The organism is Mycobacterium sp. 1274761.0, assembly GCF_001668615.1.
Lineage (GTDB): Bacteria > Actinomycetota > Actinomycetes > Mycobacteriales > Mycobacteriaceae > Mycobacterium.
In genome coordinates, this window is record NZ_LZMC01000010.1 from 21,474 (window position 1) to 38,421 (window position 16,948).

The window sequence follows — 16,948 nt, forward strand, 5'->3', positions numbered from 1 at the left end:
GCGCGACGACCGTCATCCGTGCGCATGTGGTGCTATCTGGAAATTTTGGCGATGCGGTAAAGGCTCGCAGATTGCGGTCAATCCCGCTAAGGCAATCGCGAGCCTCCCCCCGGAAACGGGCTCGGCGCCGCGTCTACCTGACCGACAAGAATCTTCACCGACTCGCCGACGAGTCGGGCCACCATCGCACCTTGGTACTCACACTGGGCTTTTGCGGGGTTCGATGGGCGAAGCAATTGCTCTACGCGTCAGAGACATTCAGTTCCTACGCAAGAGGCTGAAGGTGTCGGAGAACGCGGTCCAGTTTGGAGTCGACCACGCTGTTGGCGAGCCAAAGGGCCGTGAGTCGCGGTCTGTTCCGGTGCCACCATTCCTTCTCGACGAACTCGGACTGCTCTGCGCGAATAAGTCACCCGACGATTTGGTGTTCGCCGGTCCCGACGGCGACTATCTCCCCCACCCAAAGTCGGAATACGGCTGGTTCGCTCAGGCGGTAAAGCGATCTGGCGTTTCAGCGGGTTACGCCTCACGATCTTCGCCACACGGCGGCCAGCCTGGCGGTGTCCGCCGGCGTCAACGTGTTGGCGTTGGCGAGAATGCTCGGACATAAGGATCCGAGCGTGACGCTGCGGGTCTATGCCGATCTCTTCGATACCGATCTGGACGCCATTGGCGCCGCGCTGCACAACGCCTACTCACCAGACAATGTGGGCAAACTGTGGGCAGAACAGTAGGTAGCAGACTCGGTATAAAGCGCTAAAAGGCCCTAGCAGGCATTTCGCACGAGGCGAAATGGCGGTGGCGGAGGGATTTGAACCCTCGGACGGGGGTTACCCGTCACACGCTTTCGAGGCGTGCTCCTTAGGCCGCTCGGACACGCCACCGTGTGGCAGCCTACCGAACCGACGACCGTCTATTCCAATCGCTGCCGGGCGAAGAACGCCGCCAGCGGCACCGCGCACTCCTGCGCCAGCACCCCGCCGACGACCTGCGGCCGATGTGTCAGCCTGCGGTCGCGCACCACATCCCACAGCGAGCCGACCGCACCGGTCTTGGGCTCCCACGCCCCGAACACCAACCGCGAAACGCGCGCCATCACCAGCGCGCCGGCGCACATCGTGCACGGCTCGACCGTCACCGCCAGCGTGGTGCCCTCGAGCCGCCACCCGTCGCCGAGCACCCTCGCCGCCAAACGCATCGCCAGAATCTCCGCGTGCGCCGTCGGATCCCCAAGGCGCTCACGGGCATTGGCGGCCCGCGCCAGCTCTGTGCCGTCGGCTGAAAAGACCACCGCCCCGATCGGCACGTCGCGGGGGCCGGCTCCGCCCGCGGCCTCGAGTGCCGCGCGGACAAGCTCCTCGTCGGTCACCGATCGAGTCGGTCCAGCACCGCCGACAGTTCGTCGGCGAAGCCCATCTCCCGGGCGATGCGCCCCAACTGTTCGTCGGCGTAGAGGTCGTATTCGCCGATGATGACACCCAGCACAGCGGCCGGCAGCCCCACGTCGGATAACACGCCCAGGTCGCCCTCCTCGAATGGATCAGCGTCGTCCAAGTCATCCGGTTCGATATCGGCGTCGAGCTTCTCGAGCACTTCGGCGGCGATGTCATAGTCCAGGGCCGCGGTGGCATCCGACAACAACAGCCGGGTGCCCGCAGGCGCGGGTCGGATGATCACGAAGAACTCGTCGTCGACGTCGAGCAGCCCGAAAACGGCTCCCGAACTGCGTAGCTCACGCAGTTCGGTCTCGGCCGCCTTCAGGCTCGTCAGCGCAGCGCGACGCATCGGCGAGCAGCGCCACTTGCCGTCCTCACGGACGACGGCAACCCCGAAGCCGTCAGGCGCGTCGGCATCCTGCGCAGGTGCCCGCTGTGGTCCCATGGCCGCTTACGCTAGTCCCCGACCAGCGATGTTGACCAGCACTCGACGACCGGCCGCACACCAACCGACCAGGCTCATGTGTCACCCTTGATGTCGTGGAAAAACCGCCCGTTTGCGTACTGGGCCTCGGCCTCATCGGTGGCTCGGTGATGCGCGCGGCGAAGGCGGCTGGCCGTGAAGTGTTCGGCTACAACCGCTCGGTCGAGGGCGTCCATGCGGCCGTCGCTGACGGCTTCGACGCCACCGAGAGCATCGACGATGCGCTGACACGCGCCGCCGAGACAAAGGCACTGATCGTGTTGGCCGTGCCCGTGCCCGCCCTGCCGATCGTCTTGAACTACGTGCGCGCCACCGCTGCCGACTGCCCGCTGACCGACGTCACGAGCGTCAAGGCCGCCGTCCGCGACGAAGTGGGATCCCACGGATTGCTTTCGAAGTTCGTCGGCGGACATCCGATGGCGGGCACCGCGCACTCCGGTTGGGCCTCGGGCGACGGCCGGCTCTTCGTGGGGGCGCCGTGGGTGGTCTGCGTCGACGAGCACGTCGACCCGGCGGTGTGGGCGATGGTCATGGGGCTGGCGCTCGACTGCGGCGCGGTCGTCGTGCCGGCGAAATCGGATGAGCACGACGCCGCGGCGGCGGCCATTTCGCACCTGCCTCATCTTCTGGCCGAGTCGCTGGCCGCCACCGCCGGTGAGGTGCCGTTGGCGTTCGCCCTCGCCGCAGGCTCTTTCCGCGACGGCACCCGGGTGGCGGCCACCGCGCCGGACCTCGTCCGTGCGATGTGCGAGGCGAACGCCGACCAGCTGCTGCCCACCCTTGACCGATCTATCGAGCTGCTCACTCGGGCGCGCACATCCCTGGCACAACAGGGGTCGGTGGCCGAACTCGTCGAGGCCGGTCACTCCGCGCGGACGCGGTTCTCCGGATTCAGACGCTCCGAGATCGTGACGATCGTCATCGGTCAGAACGGCTGGCGGGACGAACTGGCGGCCGCCGGACGCGCCGGCGGCGTCATCAAATCCGCTCTGCCAGTCCGGGATAGTCGAGGATGAAGCCCTCGGAGTCGACGGTCACCGTCGTCTCTGCCACCGGAGAGTGCAGCTTGATGCCGTCGGGTGCACTGGTGTAGCTGATGACCGCGGGGTTCACCACAAGGTCGGGCAGCGACACATACACCACCGGCACCGACAGCGAGTCGCTGCGTTGGTACAGGCCCGTGCGCCGGATCGGCAACGTGTTGAAAAACGGGCTGAAGATCACGTCGACGTCGCAGGCGCCCTCGTACGCGGCCCGGTTCGACTTGCCGGCATGGTCCTGCACCATCCACATGTTCTCTTCGTCACGTGCGATGGACAGCTGGCGCTCCCGCTCGGCGAGCGTGACGCTCATCGACAACCGCTTGGTGCATCCCGTCTCGTCGGTGACCAGATCGTAGGACGCTGAAAAGGCGGGGTGGGTGTCGGTTGCCGCCGCGACGATTCGGCCGTAAGCCTTGATCCGCTTGTTGGACAACTGCACCCGCACGGATTCCATCCGCGGAACATCATGTGCACGCCAGGTCAGGACGGCGGGCCAGGGAGCGGGTTTCGCACTCACCCGTCTACCGTAGGCGAAGCATCGGCTCGTTCGTAAGCCGGTGAGAAACTGGTCGGCGTTCCCAGCGCGACTTCGTCGTCCAGCAGCGGCTGCGGCATCCTTCTCAACCGCCCGGTTCCCGGCACCGACGCCCACACCGCGAAAGCCAGCAGGCCGTCGAGGACCAGCGCGAGCGCCGTCACCATCAACGCGCCGACCAACGCGAGGTAGAACTCCCGCACCTTGATGCCGTCGATCAGGTAGCGGCCGAGGCCCCCGAGGCTGGCATAGGCGGCGACGGTCGCGGTCGCAACGATCTGCAACGTCGCCGTGCGCAGACCGCCGAGGATCAACGGCGCCGCGTTGGGCACCTCGACGCGCAGCAATACCCGACGCTCCGTCATGCCCATCGATCGGGCCGCGTCGACCACCGCTGGGTCGACATTGGCGATTCCTGCATACGTGCCGGCCAGCAGCGGCGGAATTCCGAGCAGCATCAACGCAACCGTAGGAGGCACCAGGCCCAGACCCCACAGCAGAACGCCGAGCAGCAGCACACCGAGCGTCGGCAAAGCGCGCAGCGCGTTCACCCCGGTGACGACGAGGAATGTGCCGCGGCCGGTGTGCCCGATGAACATGCCGACGGGGATCGCGATCAACGCCGAAAAGAACACGGCGATGAGGGTGTACTGCAGATGCTCGACGATGCGGGCGGTCAGGCCGGCAGGCCCCGCCCAGTTGGCCGCGGTGAAGATGAACGACAGCGCCTGCTGCAGAAAATTCATGCCGCCTGCCTTGCCCGGGTCCATGGCGTGATCAGCCGACCGGTGAGCATGATCACCGTGTCGACGACGATGGCCAGCACGAAGATCGCGATGATCCCGGCGATGATCTGATCGCTCTTGTTCGACTGGTAGCCCTCGGTGAACCAGGTGCCCAGGCCGCCGATGCCGATCACCGAGCCGACCGCGACCATCGAGATGTTCGTGACGGCGACCACCCGCAGCCCGGCCACAAGCACCGGAATCGACAGCGGCAGTTCGACTTTCAGCATCCGGGTCAGCGGCCGGTAACCGACGGCCGTGGCGGCGTCGCGTACCGCGGCCGGCACCGCGTCGAGCGCCTCGGGAACTGCACGCACCAACAGCGCGGTGGTGTACAGCGTCAGCGCGACGATCACGTTGGCCTCGTCGAGGATTCGGGTCGGAATGATCAACGGCAGCACCACGAACAGCGCCAGCGACGGAATGGTGAAGATGATGCTCGCCGTCACCGTGGTCAGCCGCCGCAGCACGGTGGTGCGTTGCACGAGCGCACCGAGCGGCACCGCGATCAGCAACCCGAGGACGATCGGGATGAGCGACAGCCGCAGGTGGATGACCGTCAGCACCCACAGATCGTCGAGATTGTTGAACAGGTACCGCATGCTCAGCCGCCGAGCTTCGGCAGTGCTTCTCGCCGTTGCGAATTCAGGGCCGCCAGCACATCGTCGGCACGTACCCCGCCGACGAGTTGGCCGTCGCCGTCCACCGCCACGCCGAGGCCCGACGGTGACGACAGCGCCGCGTCGAGTGCCTGGCGCAGCGAGTGGTCCGGCTTGAACAGCGAGCCGCCGCCGTAGGTGCTGTCGTACAGCGAGCTTCCGGCGCGGTGAAGTTCGACGCCTTCGGCGTTGATCCACGCGTACGGGGTGCCGTCGGCCCGGGTCACCAGCACCCACTCGTCGGGCCCCAGCGCCAGCCCGTCGATCGCAGACTCCGCCACCGACCGGATGTCGTGCAGCGGAAGGCCTGTCGCGTGGCGGAACTGGAGGCTGCGGTAGCCGCGGTCGGTGCCGATGAAGCCCGAGACGAAGTCGTTGGCCGGGTTCGACAGCAGCCGTGCCGGTTCGTCGTACTGCTGCAACACCCCGCCCGCCCCGAACACCGCAACTCTGTCGCCGATCTTCACCGCCTCGTCGATGTCGTGGGTGACGAACACGATGGTCTTGCGCAGTTCGCTTTGCAGCCGCAAAATTTCGGCCTGCAGCTCCTCGCGCACCACGGGGTCGACGGCGCTGAACGGCTCGTCCATCAGCAGGATTGGAGGGTCGGCGGCCAGGGCCCGGGCCACGCCGACGCGCTGCTGCTGACCGCCCGACAGCTGCGCCGGGTAGCGGTTGGCCAGTTTGGGATCCAGACCGACACGTTCGAGCACCGTCAGCGCCGCCTTGCGGGCGCTGCGGCGCGATTCCCCTTTGAGCACAGGCACCGTCGCCACGTTGTCGACGACGCGCTGGTGCGGCATCAGCCCGGCGCTCTGGATGACGTAGCCGATCCCCAGCCGCAGCTTGACCGGGTCGACCTTGGTGACGTCGTCGCCGTTGACCGTCAGCGCGCCCGACGTCGGGTCGATCATCCTGTTGATCATCCGCATCGAGGTCGTCTTCCCACAGCCCGACGGCCCGACGAACACCGTGAGTGTCCCGTCAGGAACCTCGAGGGTGAGATTGTCGACGGCGACCGTGCCATCGGGATACTTCTTCGTGACGCCGTCGAAGCTGATCATCGCCCTCACCCCTGTAGAGGTCTGTCGAAGCCGTTGTCCTGCACCCATTTCCGTGCGGCGTCGTCGGGATTAACACCTGCGTTGCCCGACGTTGCGGTGTTCAGCTCGATGAGGTCGTCGGTGGTCAGCCGGGCGGAGACGGCGTCGAGAACCCTTTTGAGCTCGTCGGATTTCTTTTGCGAGCTGACAAGCGGAATCACGTTGGCGGCCAGGAAATTGTTCTTCGGATCATCGAGCACCACAAGGTTGTTCTCGTGGATGGCGGGCGACGTGCTGAAGATGTCCGCGGCCGTCACGATGCCATCCACCAGCGCCTTGACGGTGGCCGGACCGCCGCCGTCGCTGATCGCGATGAAGTTGTTGGGCGCGACGTCGAGCCCGTACTTCGCCTTCAGCCCCGGCAGCCCCTCGGTGCGGTTCAAGAACTCCGACGGCGCACCGAATTTCACTTCGGGGGAATGTGCTGCGAGGTCGGCGATGGATTTGAGATTCCACTTCTTGGCCGTCGCGTCGCTGACCGCGACGGTGTCCTTGTCTTCGGCCGGTGACGGGTTGAGTATCGAGAGGTCGCCCGGCAACACCCGGAACAGCGCCAGCAGAACGTCGTTCGGCGTCGTCACCTTGGTTTCCTTGTCGAAGTACTGCAGCAGGTTGCCGGTGTACTCGGGGATCAGATCGATTGAATGGTCACGGACGGCAGGGATGTAGGTTTCGCGGCTGCCGATACCGAACTGCCTGCCCACGGTGAAGCCATTGGCCTCCAGCGCCTGCGCGTAGATCTCGGCGATGATCTTCGACTCTGGGAAGTCGGCCGAGCCGACGACGAGCGATTTCAGGTCGCCCGAGACCTCACCGCCGCCGAGGGGGTTGGAGCTGCCGCAGCCCGCGACGAGCAGGGCCACGACGGTGAGCAGTCCCAGATACCAGCCGCGTGTCCTCGACATACTCGGAGGTTATCGGCGGGTTGTTTCATTCGCGACGGGAAGGGGCAAAGATGGACGCATGACCACTGAGCCTTCATTGCCTGGCGAACAGCCAAAAGGCGAATCGGCCAGGGAAACCGCGCCGGATCCGACCGCCACGGCCGGCGAATACATGGTCTCGCCGAAGTCCGCGGTCAAGTTCACCCGCGCAGCTGCGCTCTGGACGGCTCTGATCGCCGGGTTCGTGATCCTGATATTGCTGCTGGTGTTCATCCTGCAGAACACTGATTCGGCCGCCATCCACTTCTTCGGCTGGCAATGGGACCTGCCGGTCGGCGTCGCGATCCTGTTCGCCGCGGTATGCGGCGGCCTGCTGACGGTCGCGGTGGGTACGGCCCGCATCGTGCAATTGCGCCGCGCCGCCAAGAGGAACCTGAAGGCCATGCCCGGCCTGTAGCCGGCCAGTCAGTGGCTCAGCACGCCGAGTCCCTCGGCCACCAGCGGGCCGACGGCTTCGTCCACGGTGTCGGTGTCGACGGCCACCCCGCCGCCCATCCGCGCGCGGAACGCGATACCGGCTGCGATGATCGCCACCTTGAAATAGCCGAGGGCCAGATAGAAATCCCAGTTGTCGAGCTGGCATTCGGCGGCCACCGAATAGCGCTGTGCGAGGTCGTCGGCGTCGGGCATCAGCGGTGACGCCCACGCCGAATCCGCATGGATCACGTTGAACAGCGGGTGGCGGTACACACACATCAACGCGGCGTCGCTGATCGGGTCGCCCAGCGTCGACATCTCCCAGTCGAGCACCGCGAGCACCTTGGTCGCGTCGTCGAGATCGAGCATGGTGTTGTCGATCCGGTAGTCGCCGTGCACGATCGATGACCGGCTCTGCGCCGGAATCGCTTCTCCCAGAGCCGAATGCAGTCGGCGCACGTCGCCGTCGAACGGATCGGCGTCGCGTTTGACCAACTCCCACTGCGAACCCCAACGCCGCACCTGGCGTTCGAGATAACCGGTGGGCTTGCCGAAGTCGCCGAGCCCGACCGCCTGCGGATCAACCGAATGCAGGTCGGCGAGCACCGCGACCAACGCATCGACGCATCGGCTGATCGTCTGCCTGTCGCCAAGCGCCTCGAGCTCGTCGGTGTGCCGGACCACCCGGCCGGGGACGTACTCCACCATCTGGAACGGCGCGCCGCACACCGAGTTGTCGTCGCGCATCGTGACCGCCCGCGCGACGGGCACCGGGGTGTCGGCCAACGCGGCGACGACGCGGTATTCGCGGGCCATGTCATGCGCCGAGGGCGTCAGGCCGTGCAGCGGCGGCCTGCGCAGCACCCACTTCGACTCGTCGTCGCTGACCAGGAACGTCAGGTTCGACCGGCCGCCCGAAATGAGTTCTGCCCGCAGCTCCCCGCTGCGCGCGATGCCCGCCTGCCGTAGGTGGCGGTCCAGCGCGTCGAGGTCGAGGCCTTCCAGCCGGGCGGACTTGGGCGGGAGCGGCTCAGTTGTCACGCAGACTTTCCTACCATCGCTGGTTTCTGGGCAGCAGGTCCCATACGTGTTCGGTGCCGTTGACCGACGCGACGTAGAGCCCGCCGTTGCGGGACGACAACAGCCGCGTGATGCCCGCATAGTCGACGTTGACGCAGAGGATCTTCTCGGTGCCCAAGATGGTGTGCAGCAGGCCGTTGATCACGCCGCCGTGGCTGAACACCGCGACGGTGTCCTCGTGAGCGCTGGACTCGACGATGGCTCGCACGCCAACGTTGATGCGGGCCAGAAACGCGGCTTCGTCGACCGTGCTCGGCAGGTGACCGCTGGCCAGCCGGGCGAGTTCTTCGGGGTACTCCGCGGCGATCTGCTCGATGGGAATGTAGTGCGCAAGGTCGCGGTCGTATTCGGCGAGACAGTCGTTGAGCTCAATGGGCAGGCCCAGCGCGTCGGCGACGGGTTGGGCGGTCTGCACCGCGCGCCGCTGCGGGCTGCTAACCAGACGGGTGATCGGGAAGCGAGCCACCGCATCGGGCAATCTCTTGGCCTGCTCGATGCCGTCGGCGGACAGGTCGGGGTCAGACCCTTCGCCCGGCGCGCTGCGCAGCGGCAATGCGTGCCGGATCAATAGCAGTTGCACCGTGACACCATAAGGCCATGTCTTCTCGAGGGTATGCCGACGAACTCTTCGACCTCACTGACCGCGTGGTGCTGGTCACCGGCGGCAGCCGAGGCCTGGGCCGGGAGATGGCGTTCGCGGCTGCACAATGCGGCGCCGACGTCGTGATCGCCAGCCGCAAGCTGGAGTCGTGTGAGGAGACCGCCGCCGAGATCGCGTCGGCTACCGGCCGCGCCGCGATGCCGTATGCGGTGCATGTAGGGCGGTGGGATCAGCTCGATGGGTTGGTCGACGCGGTCTACGAGCGGTTCGGCAAGGTCGACGTGCTGATCAACAACGCAGGCATGTCGCCGCTGTATGAGTCGCTGGATGCGGTCAGCGAGAAGCTGTTCGACGCCGTCATCAACCTCAACCTCAAGGGCCCGTTCCGGCTGTCGACCCTGGTGGGTCAGCGCATGGTCGCCGACGGTGGCGGGTCGATCATCAACGTCAGCTCGAGCGGCTCGCGGCGTCCCCGCCCCGAACAGCTGCCGTACTCCGCGGCCAAGGCCGGGCTCAACGCGTTGACCGAGGGGCTGGCGCTGGCCTTCGGGCCGACGGTCCGGGTGAACACGTTGATGCCAGGGCCGTTCCTCACCGACATCAGCAAGGCCTGGGACATCCCCGCGACGACGAAGGGTGCGCAGCACTTCGCGCTGAAGCGGCTCGGGAACCCGCCCGAAATCATCGGCGCCGCTCTGTATCTGGCGTCAGACGCGTCAAGCTATACCAGCGGGTCGATCATTCGGGTGGACGGCGGCATCCCGTAGTCGTCACGGCTCGATGATGTTGAAGCCAGGATCGGGCCGGTCCACCACCGCCATGATCGACGGCAACGCGTCCGCGTCGCCGGTGGTCTCGAGACCGGGTGAACTGGTGTCGCCGGCGGCGAACGTCAACAGCCGCAACTTGTTCGCGAGCCTGATCGTCGCCTGCGCCGTCGACTCGTCGGCGGGCACCTTGCGGTACACCAGCACCCCGTTGCGCACCGCCAGCCGATAGTTGGTCGCGGTGTCGAGGAACGTGACGTCGACGGCGACGTCGAGATCCCATGCCCGCGGGCCGTTGATGTTGATCGCGAGCGTGTCGAACATCTGCTCCGGGGACAGCTGGGCGAGCATCGTCGGCGACGCCGCCTGCGTCGGCGTGCCGAAGTTGCCGTCCCGCAATTCGGTTGCACCGGAGAGGAAGAAGTTGCGCCACACCGCGTTCTCGGCGCCGTATGCGAGCTGCTCCAGCGTGTCGGCGTAGAGCGAGCGCGCCGCCGCATGGCTGCGGTCGGTGAAGATCGCGTGGTCGAGCAGCGTTGCCGCCCAACGGAAATCGCCGCCATCGAAAGCTTTCCGGGCGCCCTCGACGACGCGGTCGATGCCGCCCATCGCCTCGACGTAGCGCGGGCCGATGGCCTCCGGCGGGTGCGCCCACAGCCGGCCCGGGTTGCCGTCGAACCAGCCCATGTAGCGCTGGTAGACGGCCTTGACGTTGTGGCTGATAGAACCGTAGTAGCCGTGTGCATGCCAGGCCTTCTCCAGCGCGGGCGGCAGCGCGAAGTTCTCCGCGATCTCGATTCCGGTGTACCCCTGGTTCAGCAGCCGCAGCGTCTGATCGTGCAGATACGAATAGAGATCCCGTTGCAGCGAAAGGAACTCGACGATCTGCTCCCTGCCCCAGGTCGGCCAGTGGTGCGACGCGAACACGACATCGGTGCGGGCGGCGAAGGTGTCGATGGCCTCGGTCAGATACCCGGCCCACCCGTGCGGATCGCGGACCAGCGCGCCGCGCAGCGTCAGCAGGTTGTGCAGGTTGTGGGTGGCGTTCTCAGCCATGCACAGCGCCCGGAATCGCGGGAAGTAGAAGTGCATCTCGGCGGGTGCCTCGGTGCCCGGCGCCATCTGGAACTCGATCTCGACCCCGTCGACGGTGTGCGTTTCACCGGTTTCGCGGATGTCGAGCGTCGGCACGATCAACGCCACCTCGCCCGTCGACCCGACCTGGCCCAGCCCGCAGCCGACCTGGCCCTGCGGTCCGCGCGCCAGCGCACCGCCGTACATGTAGCCGGCCCGCCGCGCCATCGCCGTTCCGGCGTAGACGTTCTCCTGCACGGCGTGCTGGGTGAAGTGCTCGGGGGCGATCACCACGACCTTGCCCGCGTCGACGTCGGCCTGCGACGTCACGCCGAGCACGCCGCCGAAGTGGTCGACGTGGCTGTGGGTATAGATGACAGCGGTGACGGGCCGCTCACCCCGGTGCGAGCGGTACAGAGCCAGCGCCGCCGCGGCGGTCTCGGTGGAGATCAACGGGTCGATGACGATGACGCCGGTGTCGCCCTCGATGAAGCTGATGTTGGACAGGTCGAGACCACGCACCTGGTAGATGCCCGGAACCACTTCGTAGAGGCCTTGCTTGGCGCACAATTGGCTCTGCCGCCAGAGGCTGGGATGCACGGTCGCAGGTGCGTCGCCGTCGATAAACGCATAGACGTCGTTGTCCCACACCACCCGGCCGTCGCCCGCCGTCACCACGCACGGCTGCAGCGCGGCGATGAACCCGCGGTCGGCGGCCTCGAAATCGGCGGTGTCGGCGAACGGCAGCGTGCTGTGGTGTTCGCGGTTGGCGGCTTCAATGACGGCGGTGGGCGGCTTCTGCTCCATGCCGCATGACACTGCCACCAATCAGCGTCATGCGGGTTCGGTTGGTGCGAAAACCTCGATCGTGCCGTTGATTTCGCGTACCCGGTACTTGGGCAGCGGCGGTGGTGCAGTCGGCAGTTGGTGAGTGAGCGTCTCCCCTTCCAGTGAGAAGGACGTCGAATGGCACGGGCATCGCAACCTGCCCTCGGGTGCGTCCAGCCAGAGCTTGCAACCTTGGTGGGTGCAGACACCCGAGACCGCCTCCAGTTGCGCCTCGTTACGGTGCACGAACCCATTGACCGAACCGAGGTCAAAGGCAAGCGCGCCGCCCCTCGACAGGTCGGCGCTGGCGCCGACCGCGCGCCAGGTGCCCGCATTGGGTTCCAGCACGCCCTCGGCCGGCGGCGCCGCCTCGACCGGACCGCGGGACGGAGCCAGCAGATTGCGTCCGACGACGATTCCGGCGGCGGAGGCAGCGACCAGCCCGGTGCCGATGACCACCTGTCTGCGGGTGCCCGACGGCGCTTCGCCCATCGACTCGGCCAGCCTGCGGTGCAGGTCGGTGACGAACTCCTCGCGCGGCGAGTCGCTGCCGGTGCGCGCCACACGCAGTTCGATTGCCATCTTCATTTCCTGTGCGTCGACGTCGTCGGGATGTGCCTTACCGGTTCCCCTGCCCCGCAACAGCCCGTCGACGAAGTGGCGCACGGTCCGTCCGCTCACAGCGCCTCCTGGTTCATCCGCGCAGCGACCTGTAGTGCCCGATGCTGCAACACCTTCGCGTTGGCGACGCTAACACCCATTCTCACGGCGGCTTCGCGAACCGAGAACGCCTGCAGGAAACGGAGTTCCAATATTCGGCGGTAGTTTTCGGGCAGCCGTTGCAAAAGATGACGAACCCGATCAGGTGCATCCGAGCTGACTATTTCCTCGCGCGATTCGTCGGCGAGGTCGCCCTCGATTGTCGTGATCTCCCGGCCCATCCGGTCCCGCCAATACGATGCGAGCACCGTGCGGGCGGTCATCTTCAGATATTTGCGGACCTCCGGCACCGTCGCCGAAACTCGCAGAGGTTTCAACGTCGTCATGAAGACTTCCGCGGTCAGGTCTTCGGCGTCAGGCTGATTGCCTACCTTGGCAAACATCAGTCGGTAGACCCACGTGACGTTGTCGCGGTAAATCGCATCCCAGTCCGGATACGCCGCAGCCGTCACCGGTCGCAGACCTCCCTCCGGCTTGAAGCCACGCGCCGAATTGCGGCTCGCGATCACTCGGTCACGGACCTAAACCCGCACACCCGAGACACGTTTTGAGGCGTCGGCGCGGTTCATCCTGCTGTCCAGCGAGTAGGTGCCGGCGCCGACGAGAAGCAGGAAGAGGCTGCCGCACAGCATCGCCACCTCGAGGCGGCCCTCGTGGAAGAAATCCCAGAAGCCGCCCTCCTTCGGGTACAGCGTCGCATCACCCCACAGCAGCGGAACTTTGGTGATGGTCAACGCGCCGACCATGTCGACGATCATCGGCACGGTCGCCAATCGGGTCATCAGCCCGAGGAGAATCAGGATGCCGCAGAGAATTTCGAAAGTGCCGTCCAGATTGGCGAAGAACGCGGCTGCCGGAATGCGCGCCTTCTCGAATCGGCCAGCGCCGAGCGCGTCCGGCCGGAGAAACTTGAGCACTCCTTCGCCCGCGAATATCAGCCCCACATAGAGGCGAATCAAGACGACTGCGCCGCCCGAGATGTCGCGCTGTGACATGCCTACTGCCTTTCGGTGATGTGGTCTCCCTTCGAGATAGGCAGTCGGGTTACACGCCGCTGGCGTGGTTGACTGACCGCATGAGTGTGCGTCGAGTGGTGACAGCCGACAAGCCGGCCACGATGGCCATCTTCATCTGCGGCGCTCACCACGCAGGAGTTCCAGCCACTGCTGCGCCCGCCGAGCCGACGCCCTCGACAGCCAGGCGTCCTGAATAAGTTCGGTCAGCTCCTGCTTGCCGATACGGTTCAACTCGCTGGCGCGCACCAACACCGACGGATGACCGTCGAACCGGTCGGTGGTGAAAAACGGGGACTCCGGATCCTGCAGCAGCGCCAGCTTGTCACTCTCGGACTCGACCCAGATCATGATGACGTCGGCGTAGCGCTCCCCGGTTTCGGGATCCTGCGCATCGGGCTGCGGGGTGCGGAAGAACACGAACGACTTCCCGCCCACCTGATAGATGGGGTTGCCCTTCGGACCCTCGATCCGCTTGACGTGCGGCATGCCCGAGGCGATCCGGTGCACGTCGGCGACCGTGGCCGGCCGGTCACGCGCCACGGCGTTCCAACCGGTGCAGGGTGACGCCGGACAGCACGCCGCCGTCGGCCACGGCGGTCATGAAGGTGCAGAACGGCTGGCGCCTACGGTCGGTCGGCGATCCAGGGTTGAGCAGGCGCAGCCCGGTCGCAGCCGTGGTGTCCCAGGGAATGTGGCTGTGCCCGAACACAAGAACGTCGGTGTCGGGATAGGCCTTGGCCATCCGCGCGTCGCGGCCCGCGGACGCGCCCGTCTCGTGCACGACCGTGAAGCGCACCCCACCCAGCGTGGCATCGGCGCGCTCGGGCAGTCGGGCCCTCAGCTCGTCACCGTCGTTGTTCCCCCAGCACGCCACGAGCCTCGAGGCCCTGCGTTCCAGCGCGTCGAGCAGCGCGACGTCCACCCAGTCGCCGGCATGCACGACGACGTCGGCGCGGCCCACCTCGTCCCACACTTGCTGGGGCAGATCGCGCGCCCGCTTCGGCACGTGGGTGTCGGCGATCAGCAGCACCCGCACGGTCAGCCCGCGGCGAGCAGTTCGGCCATCTTCGGCATCAGCGCCTGCAGGCCCTTGAGCGGGCGCACCATCACCTTGACCGCGACGATCTTGTTGTCGTCGTTCCAGTGGATCATGTCGATGCCGTTGACGTACTTCCCGTCGACGGTCGCGACGAACTCAAGGATGGCCGAGCGCTCGTTGTACCACTTCTCGACGTAGTGGAAGTCGGTGTCACCGAACACCTTTGCCGCTGCGCTCAGATACGCGACGGTTTTGGCGCGGCCCTCCTGAGGCGTGAACACCGCAGGCGAGCAGAACACCGCGTCGTCGGTCAGCAGGTCTTCGAGTTCAGATGTGCGGCCGTTTTCGATGATGTCTATCCAGCGCGCGATCACCCGTGGCGTCATGATTCGACAGTAACCAACGCCGATTCTGCGGGGAGATCGAGTTTCGGCCTCACAAGGCGCCCTCTTCGCAGAATCGGCTCGAAGGTGAAGAAAAAGATTGTGATCACTCACTATCTTCGGTTAGGGTCACCGCATGACCTACGACGTAATCGTTCGCAACGGCCTGTGGTTCGACGGCACCGGCGCCCGCCCGCAACGCCGCACGCTGGGCATTCGGGATGGCATTGTGGCCACCGTCTCAGCTGAGCCCCTCGACGAGACGGGCTGCCCGGACGTCATCGACGCCGAGGGCAAGTGGATCGTCCCCGGCTTCATCGACGTGCATACGCACTACGACGCCGAAGTATTGCTCGATCCCGGCCTGCGCGAGTCGGTCCGCCACGGGGTGACGACCGTGCTGCTGGGCAACTGCTCGCTGTCGACGGTCTACGCCGACTCGGAGGACGCCGCCGACCTGTTCAGCCGCGTCGAGGCCGTGCCGCGTCAGTTTGTGCTCGGTGCGCTCGAGGCCAAGAAGACCTGGTCGGGTCCCGCCGAATACGTGCGTGCACTCGACGAGCTGCCGCTGGGCCCGAACATCAGCTCCATGCTCGGTCATTCGGACCTGCGCACCTCGGTGCTGGGCCTCGACCGGGCCACCACCGAAGAGGTCACGCCGACCGACGCCGAACTGGACAAGATGGCCAAGCTACTCGACGAAGCGCTGGACGCCGGCCTGCTCGGGCTGTCGGGCATGGACGCCCCGATCGACAAGCTCGACGGTGACCGCTTCCGCTCCCGCGCCCTGCCATCGACGTTTGCGACCTGGCGCGAGCGCCGCCGGCTGATCAAGGTGCTGCGCAAGCGGGGCCGCATTCTGCAGAGCGCACCTAACACCAAGAACCCGCTGGAGGCCGTGAACTTCTTCCTGTCCAGCAGCAAGTGGTTCGGCCGTCGGCCGGGCGTCCGCGTCAGCCTGCTGGTGTCGGCCGACGCCAAGTCCAACACCGGCGCAGTGCACGTATTCGGTCCTGGCACAAGGTTTCTCAACAGAGTGTTCGATTCGCTGGTCCGGTTCCAGCACCTGCCGGTGCCGTTCGAGCTGTATTCAGACGGGATCGACCTGCCGGTGTTCGAGGAATTCGGCGCCGGTACGGCCGCCCTTCACCTTCGCGATCAGCTCGAGCGCAACGAGCTGCTGGCCGACAAGGAGTACCGCCGCCGGTTCCGCGAGTCGTTCGACCGCAAGAAGCTCGGCCCGTCGCTGTGGCACCGCGACTTCCACGACGCGACGATCGTCGAATGCCCCGACAAGACCCTGATCGGCAAGAGCTTCGGCCAGATCGCCGACGAACGCGGCCTGCATCCGTTGGACGCCTTCCTCGACGTGCTCGTCGAAAACGGCGAACGCAACGTGCGGTGGACGACGATCGTCGCCAACCACCGGCCCAAGCATCTCAACGCGTTGGCCGTCGATCCGTCGGTCCACATGGGCTTCTCCGATGCTGGCGCGCACCTTCGCAACATGGCCTTCTACAACTTCGCTGTGAAGCTGCTGCGCCGGGTCCGCGACGCCGAGCTGTCCGGCAGGCCGTTCATGACGGTCGAGCACGCGGTGCACCGGCTCACCGCCGAGGTGGCCAACTGGTTCGGCGTGCCCGCGGGCACCCTGCGCGAGGGTGACCGTGCCGACTTCGCCGTGATCGACCCCTCGGGGCTCGACGACTCCGTCGACGCCTATCACGAGGAGAAGGTGCCGTTCTACGGGGACCTGTCGCGCATGGTCAACCGCAACGACGACGCGGTGGTCGTCACCGCGGTGAACGGCACGGTGGTGTTCCGCGATGGTGAGTTCTGCGACGGCTATGGCCAGACGGTGAAGTCGGGCCGGTTCCTCAAGGCCGGGCAGAGCGCACGGGAAACCGTGTCCGCCTGAAATGGCCAGAACCCAGCAGCAGCGCCGCGAGGACACCATCGCCCGCCGGGCGATGACCTTGGCCGACGCACGTGCATACCCGATCTCGATGATCGTGGCGATACTCGCGTCGAGCA

At 66.3% G+C, this 16,948-nt stretch carries 21 protein-coding genes, 1 tRNA gene and 1 pseudogene; 5 read left to right on the plus strand and 18 right to left on the minus strand.

The features are described from left to right. Window positions 1–503 precede the first annotated feature (503 nt). Entirely contained in the window at window positions 504–734 is a 231-nt protein-coding gene (locus A5651_RS26180; RefSeq protein ID WP_255361778.1) for a tyrosine-type recombinase/integrase, read from the plus strand. Window positions 735–793: 59 nt separating this feature from the next. Here A5651_RS26180 and A5651_RS01695 read toward each other — a convergent pair. The 3 genes from A5651_RS01695 to A5651_RS01705 all read right to left on the minus strand — a co-directional run bounded on the left by A5651_RS01695 (window position 794) and on the right by A5651_RS01705 (window position 1,881). Then, a tRNA-Ser gene (locus A5651_RS01695) sits at window positions 794–884 on the minus strand. 29 nt (window positions 885–913) lie between these two features. After that, complete coding sequence (locus tag A5651_RS01700; RefSeq protein WP_066974924.1) at window positions 914–1,369, minus strand: nucleoside deaminase; 456 nt, start codon at window positions 1,367–1,369, stop codon at window positions 914–916. Continuing rightward, the gene (locus A5651_RS01705) at window positions 1,366–1,881 is read right to left on the minus strand and encodes a tRNA adenosine deaminase-associated protein (RefSeq protein ID WP_066974926.1); all 516 of its coding nucleotides are present in this window, start codon (window positions 1,879–1,881) and stop codon (window positions 1,366–1,368) included. Before A5651_RS01705 ends, A5651_RS01700 begins: the two co-directional genes overlap by 4 nt. A gap of 95 nt (window positions 1,882–1,976) precedes the next feature. On the opposite strand from A5651_RS01705, the gene A5651_RS01710 reads away from it, so the two are divergent. Further along, window positions 1,977–2,936, plus strand: coding sequence for a prephenate dehydrogenase (locus A5651_RS01710; RefSeq protein WP_082943531.1), 960 nt, complete (start codon window positions 1,977–1,979; stop codon window positions 2,934–2,936). On the opposite strand, the gene A5651_RS01715 is transcribed toward A5651_RS01710, so the two are convergent. Genes A5651_RS01715 through A5651_RS01735 form a run of 5 tightly spaced genes read right to left on the minus strand, consistent with a single transcriptional unit; the run spans window position 2,899 to window position 6,950 of the window. Beyond that, entirely contained in the window at window positions 2,899–3,480 is a 582-nt protein-coding gene (locus tag A5651_RS01715; RefSeq protein ID WP_066974928.1) for a putative glycolipid-binding domain-containing protein, read from the minus strand. The genes A5651_RS01710 and A5651_RS01715 overlap by 38 nt on opposite strands. Then, window positions 3,477–4,244 carry an ABC transporter permease gene (locus A5651_RS01720; protein WP_066974965.1) on the minus strand — a complete coding sequence of 256 codons (768 nt, stop codon included), beginning with the start codon at window positions 4,242–4,244 and terminating at the stop codon, window positions 3,477–3,479. Before A5651_RS01720 ends, A5651_RS01715 begins: the two co-directional genes overlap by 4 nt. Then, entirely contained in the window at window positions 4,241–4,885 is a 645-nt protein-coding gene (locus tag A5651_RS01725) for an ABC transporter permease (RefSeq protein WP_066974930.1), read from the minus strand. Before A5651_RS01725 ends, A5651_RS01720 begins: the two co-directional genes overlap by 4 nt. A gap of 2 nt (window positions 4,886–4,887) precedes the next feature. After that, a complete protein-coding gene (locus A5651_RS01730) occupies window positions 4,888–6,006 on the minus strand; it encodes an ABC transporter ATP-binding protein (protein ID WP_066974932.1) in 1,119 nt (372 codons plus the stop codon). 5 nt (window positions 6,007–6,011) lie between these two features. Further along, window positions 6,012–6,950, minus strand: a complete 939-nt coding sequence (locus A5651_RS01735) for an ABC transporter substrate-binding protein (RefSeq protein WP_066974934.1) — start codon at window positions 6,948–6,950, stop codon at window positions 6,012–6,014. A gap of 58 nt (window positions 6,951–7,008) precedes the next feature. On the opposite strand from A5651_RS01735, the gene A5651_RS01740 reads away from it, so the two are divergent. After that, entirely contained in the window at window positions 7,009–7,386 is a 378-nt protein-coding gene (locus A5651_RS01740) for a lipopolysaccharide assembly LapA domain-containing protein (protein WP_066974936.1), read from the plus strand. A gap of 8 nt (window positions 7,387–7,394) precedes the next feature. Here A5651_RS01740 and A5651_RS01745 read toward each other — a convergent pair whose 3' ends face one another. Then, window positions 7,395–8,447, minus strand: a complete 1,053-nt coding sequence (locus tag A5651_RS01745) for a phosphotransferase family protein (protein WP_066974938.1) — start codon at window positions 8,445–8,447, stop codon at window positions 7,395–7,397. 10 nt (window positions 8,448–8,457) lie between these two features. After that, a complete protein-coding gene (locus tag A5651_RS01750) occupies window positions 8,458–9,066 on the minus strand; it encodes a histidine phosphatase family protein (protein ID WP_066974940.1) in 609 nt (202 codons plus the stop codon). A 17-nt stretch (window positions 9,067–9,083) separates the two neighbouring features. Between A5651_RS01750 and A5651_RS01755 the strand changes: the two genes are divergently transcribed. Continuing rightward, on the plus strand, window positions 9,084–9,854 hold the full coding sequence (locus A5651_RS01755) for an SDR family NAD(P)-dependent oxidoreductase (RefSeq protein ID WP_066974942.1): 771 nt from the start codon (window positions 9,084–9,086) through the stop codon (window positions 9,852–9,854). A 3-nt stretch (window positions 9,855–9,857) separates the two neighbouring features. Here A5651_RS01755 and A5651_RS01760 read toward each other — a convergent pair whose 3' ends face one another. The 7 genes from A5651_RS01760 to A5651_RS01790 form a co-directional block, all read right to left on the minus strand. Then, a complete protein-coding gene (locus A5651_RS01760) occupies window positions 9,858–11,735 on the minus strand; it encodes an alkyl/aryl-sulfatase (protein ID WP_066974944.1) in 1,878 nt (625 codons plus the stop codon). Between the two features lie 27 nt (window positions 11,736–11,762). Further along, entirely contained in the window at window positions 11,763–12,437 is a 675-nt protein-coding gene (locus A5651_RS01765; RefSeq protein ID WP_066974946.1) for a Rieske (2Fe-2S) protein, read from the minus strand. Then, window positions 12,434–12,982, minus strand: a complete 549-nt coding sequence (locus tag A5651_RS01770) for an RNA polymerase sigma factor (RefSeq protein ID WP_066974969.1) — start codon at window positions 12,980–12,982, stop codon at window positions 12,434–12,436. The genes A5651_RS01765 and A5651_RS01770 overlap by 4 nt, the downstream gene beginning before the upstream one ends. Before the next feature lie 15 nt (window positions 12,983–12,997). After that, window positions 12,998–13,471: a DoxX family protein gene (locus A5651_RS01775; RefSeq protein WP_066974948.1), complete on the minus strand. Its 474-nt coding sequence runs from the start codon at window positions 13,469–13,471 to the stop codon at window positions 12,998–13,000. A 132-nt stretch (window positions 13,472–13,603) separates the two neighbouring features. Next, window positions 13,604–13,978, minus strand: a complete 375-nt coding sequence (locus A5651_RS01780) for a hypothetical protein (RefSeq protein ID WP_066974971.1) — start codon at window positions 13,976–13,978, stop codon at window positions 13,604–13,606. 43 nt (window positions 13,979–14,021) lie between these two features. Beyond that, a complete protein-coding gene (locus tag A5651_RS01785; RefSeq protein WP_066974950.1) occupies window positions 14,022–14,528 on the minus strand; it encodes a metallophosphoesterase in 507 nt (168 codons plus the stop codon). A gap of 2 nt (window positions 14,529–14,530) precedes the next feature. Next, window positions 14,531–14,917, minus strand: coding sequence for a nuclear transport factor 2 family protein (locus tag A5651_RS01790; RefSeq protein WP_066974952.1), 387 nt, complete (start codon window positions 14,915–14,917; stop codon window positions 14,531–14,533). Window positions 14,918–15,050: 133 nt separating this feature from the next. On the opposite strand from A5651_RS01790, the gene A5651_RS01795 reads away from it, so the two are divergent. Continuing rightward, window positions 15,051–16,832 carry an amidohydrolase family protein gene (locus A5651_RS01795; RefSeq protein ID WP_066974954.1) on the plus strand — a complete coding sequence of 594 codons (1,782 nt, stop codon included), beginning with the start codon at window positions 15,051–15,053 and terminating at the stop codon, window positions 16,830–16,832. Window positions 16,833–16,862: 30 nt separating this feature from the next. On the opposite strand, the pseudogene A5651_RS25175 reads toward A5651_RS01795, so the two are convergent. Beyond that, a pseudogene (locus A5651_RS25175) lies at window positions 16,863–16,948 on the minus strand (TetR/AcrR family transcriptional regulator); the annotation flags it as partial.

Coding starts and splice junctions, on each gene's coding strand:
- A5651_RS01705 (WP_066974926.1), bottom strand. CDS start 1,881: ATGGGACCACAGCGGGCACCTGCGCAGGATGCCGACGCGCCTGACGGC.
- A5651_RS01720 (WP_066974965.1), bottom strand. CDS start 4,244: ATGAATTTTCTGCAGCAGGCGCTGTCGTTCATCTTCACCGCGGCCAAC.
- A5651_RS01725 (WP_066974930.1), bottom strand. CDS start 4,885: ATGCGGTACCTGTTCAACAATCTCGACGATCTGTGGGTGCTGACGGTC.
- A5651_RS01730 (WP_066974932.1), bottom strand. CDS start 6,006: ATGATCAGCTTCGACGGCGTCACGAAGAAGTATCCCGATGGCACGGTC.
- A5651_RS01735 (WP_066974934.1), bottom strand. CDS start 6,950: ATGTCGAGGACACGCGGCTGGTATCTGGGACTGCTCACCGTCGTGGCC.
- A5651_RS01740 (WP_066974936.1), top strand. CDS start 7,009: ATGACCACTGAGCCTTCATTGCCTGGCGAACAGCCAAAAGGCGAATCG.
- A5651_RS01755 (WP_066974942.1), top strand. CDS start 9,084: ATGTCTTCTCGAGGGTATGCCGACGAACTCTTCGACCTCACTGACCGC.
- A5651_RS01760 (WP_066974944.1), bottom strand. CDS start 11,735: ATGGAGCAGAAGCCGCCCACCGCCGTCATTGAAGCCGCCAACCGCGAA.
- A5651_RS01775 (WP_066974948.1), bottom strand. CDS start 13,471: ATGTCACAGCGCGACATCTCGGGCGGCGCAGTCGTCTTGATTCGCCTC.
- A5651_RS01780 (WP_066974971.1), bottom strand. CDS start 13,978: ATGCCGCACGTCAAGCGGATCGAGGGTCCGAAGGGCAACCCCATCTAT.
- A5651_RS01790 (WP_066974952.1), bottom strand. CDS start 14,917: ATGACGCCACGGGTGATCGCGCGCTGGATAGACATCATCGAAAACGGC.
- A5651_RS01795 (WP_066974954.1), top strand. CDS start 15,051: ATGACCTACGACGTAATCGTTCGCAACGGCCTGTGGTTCGACGGCACC.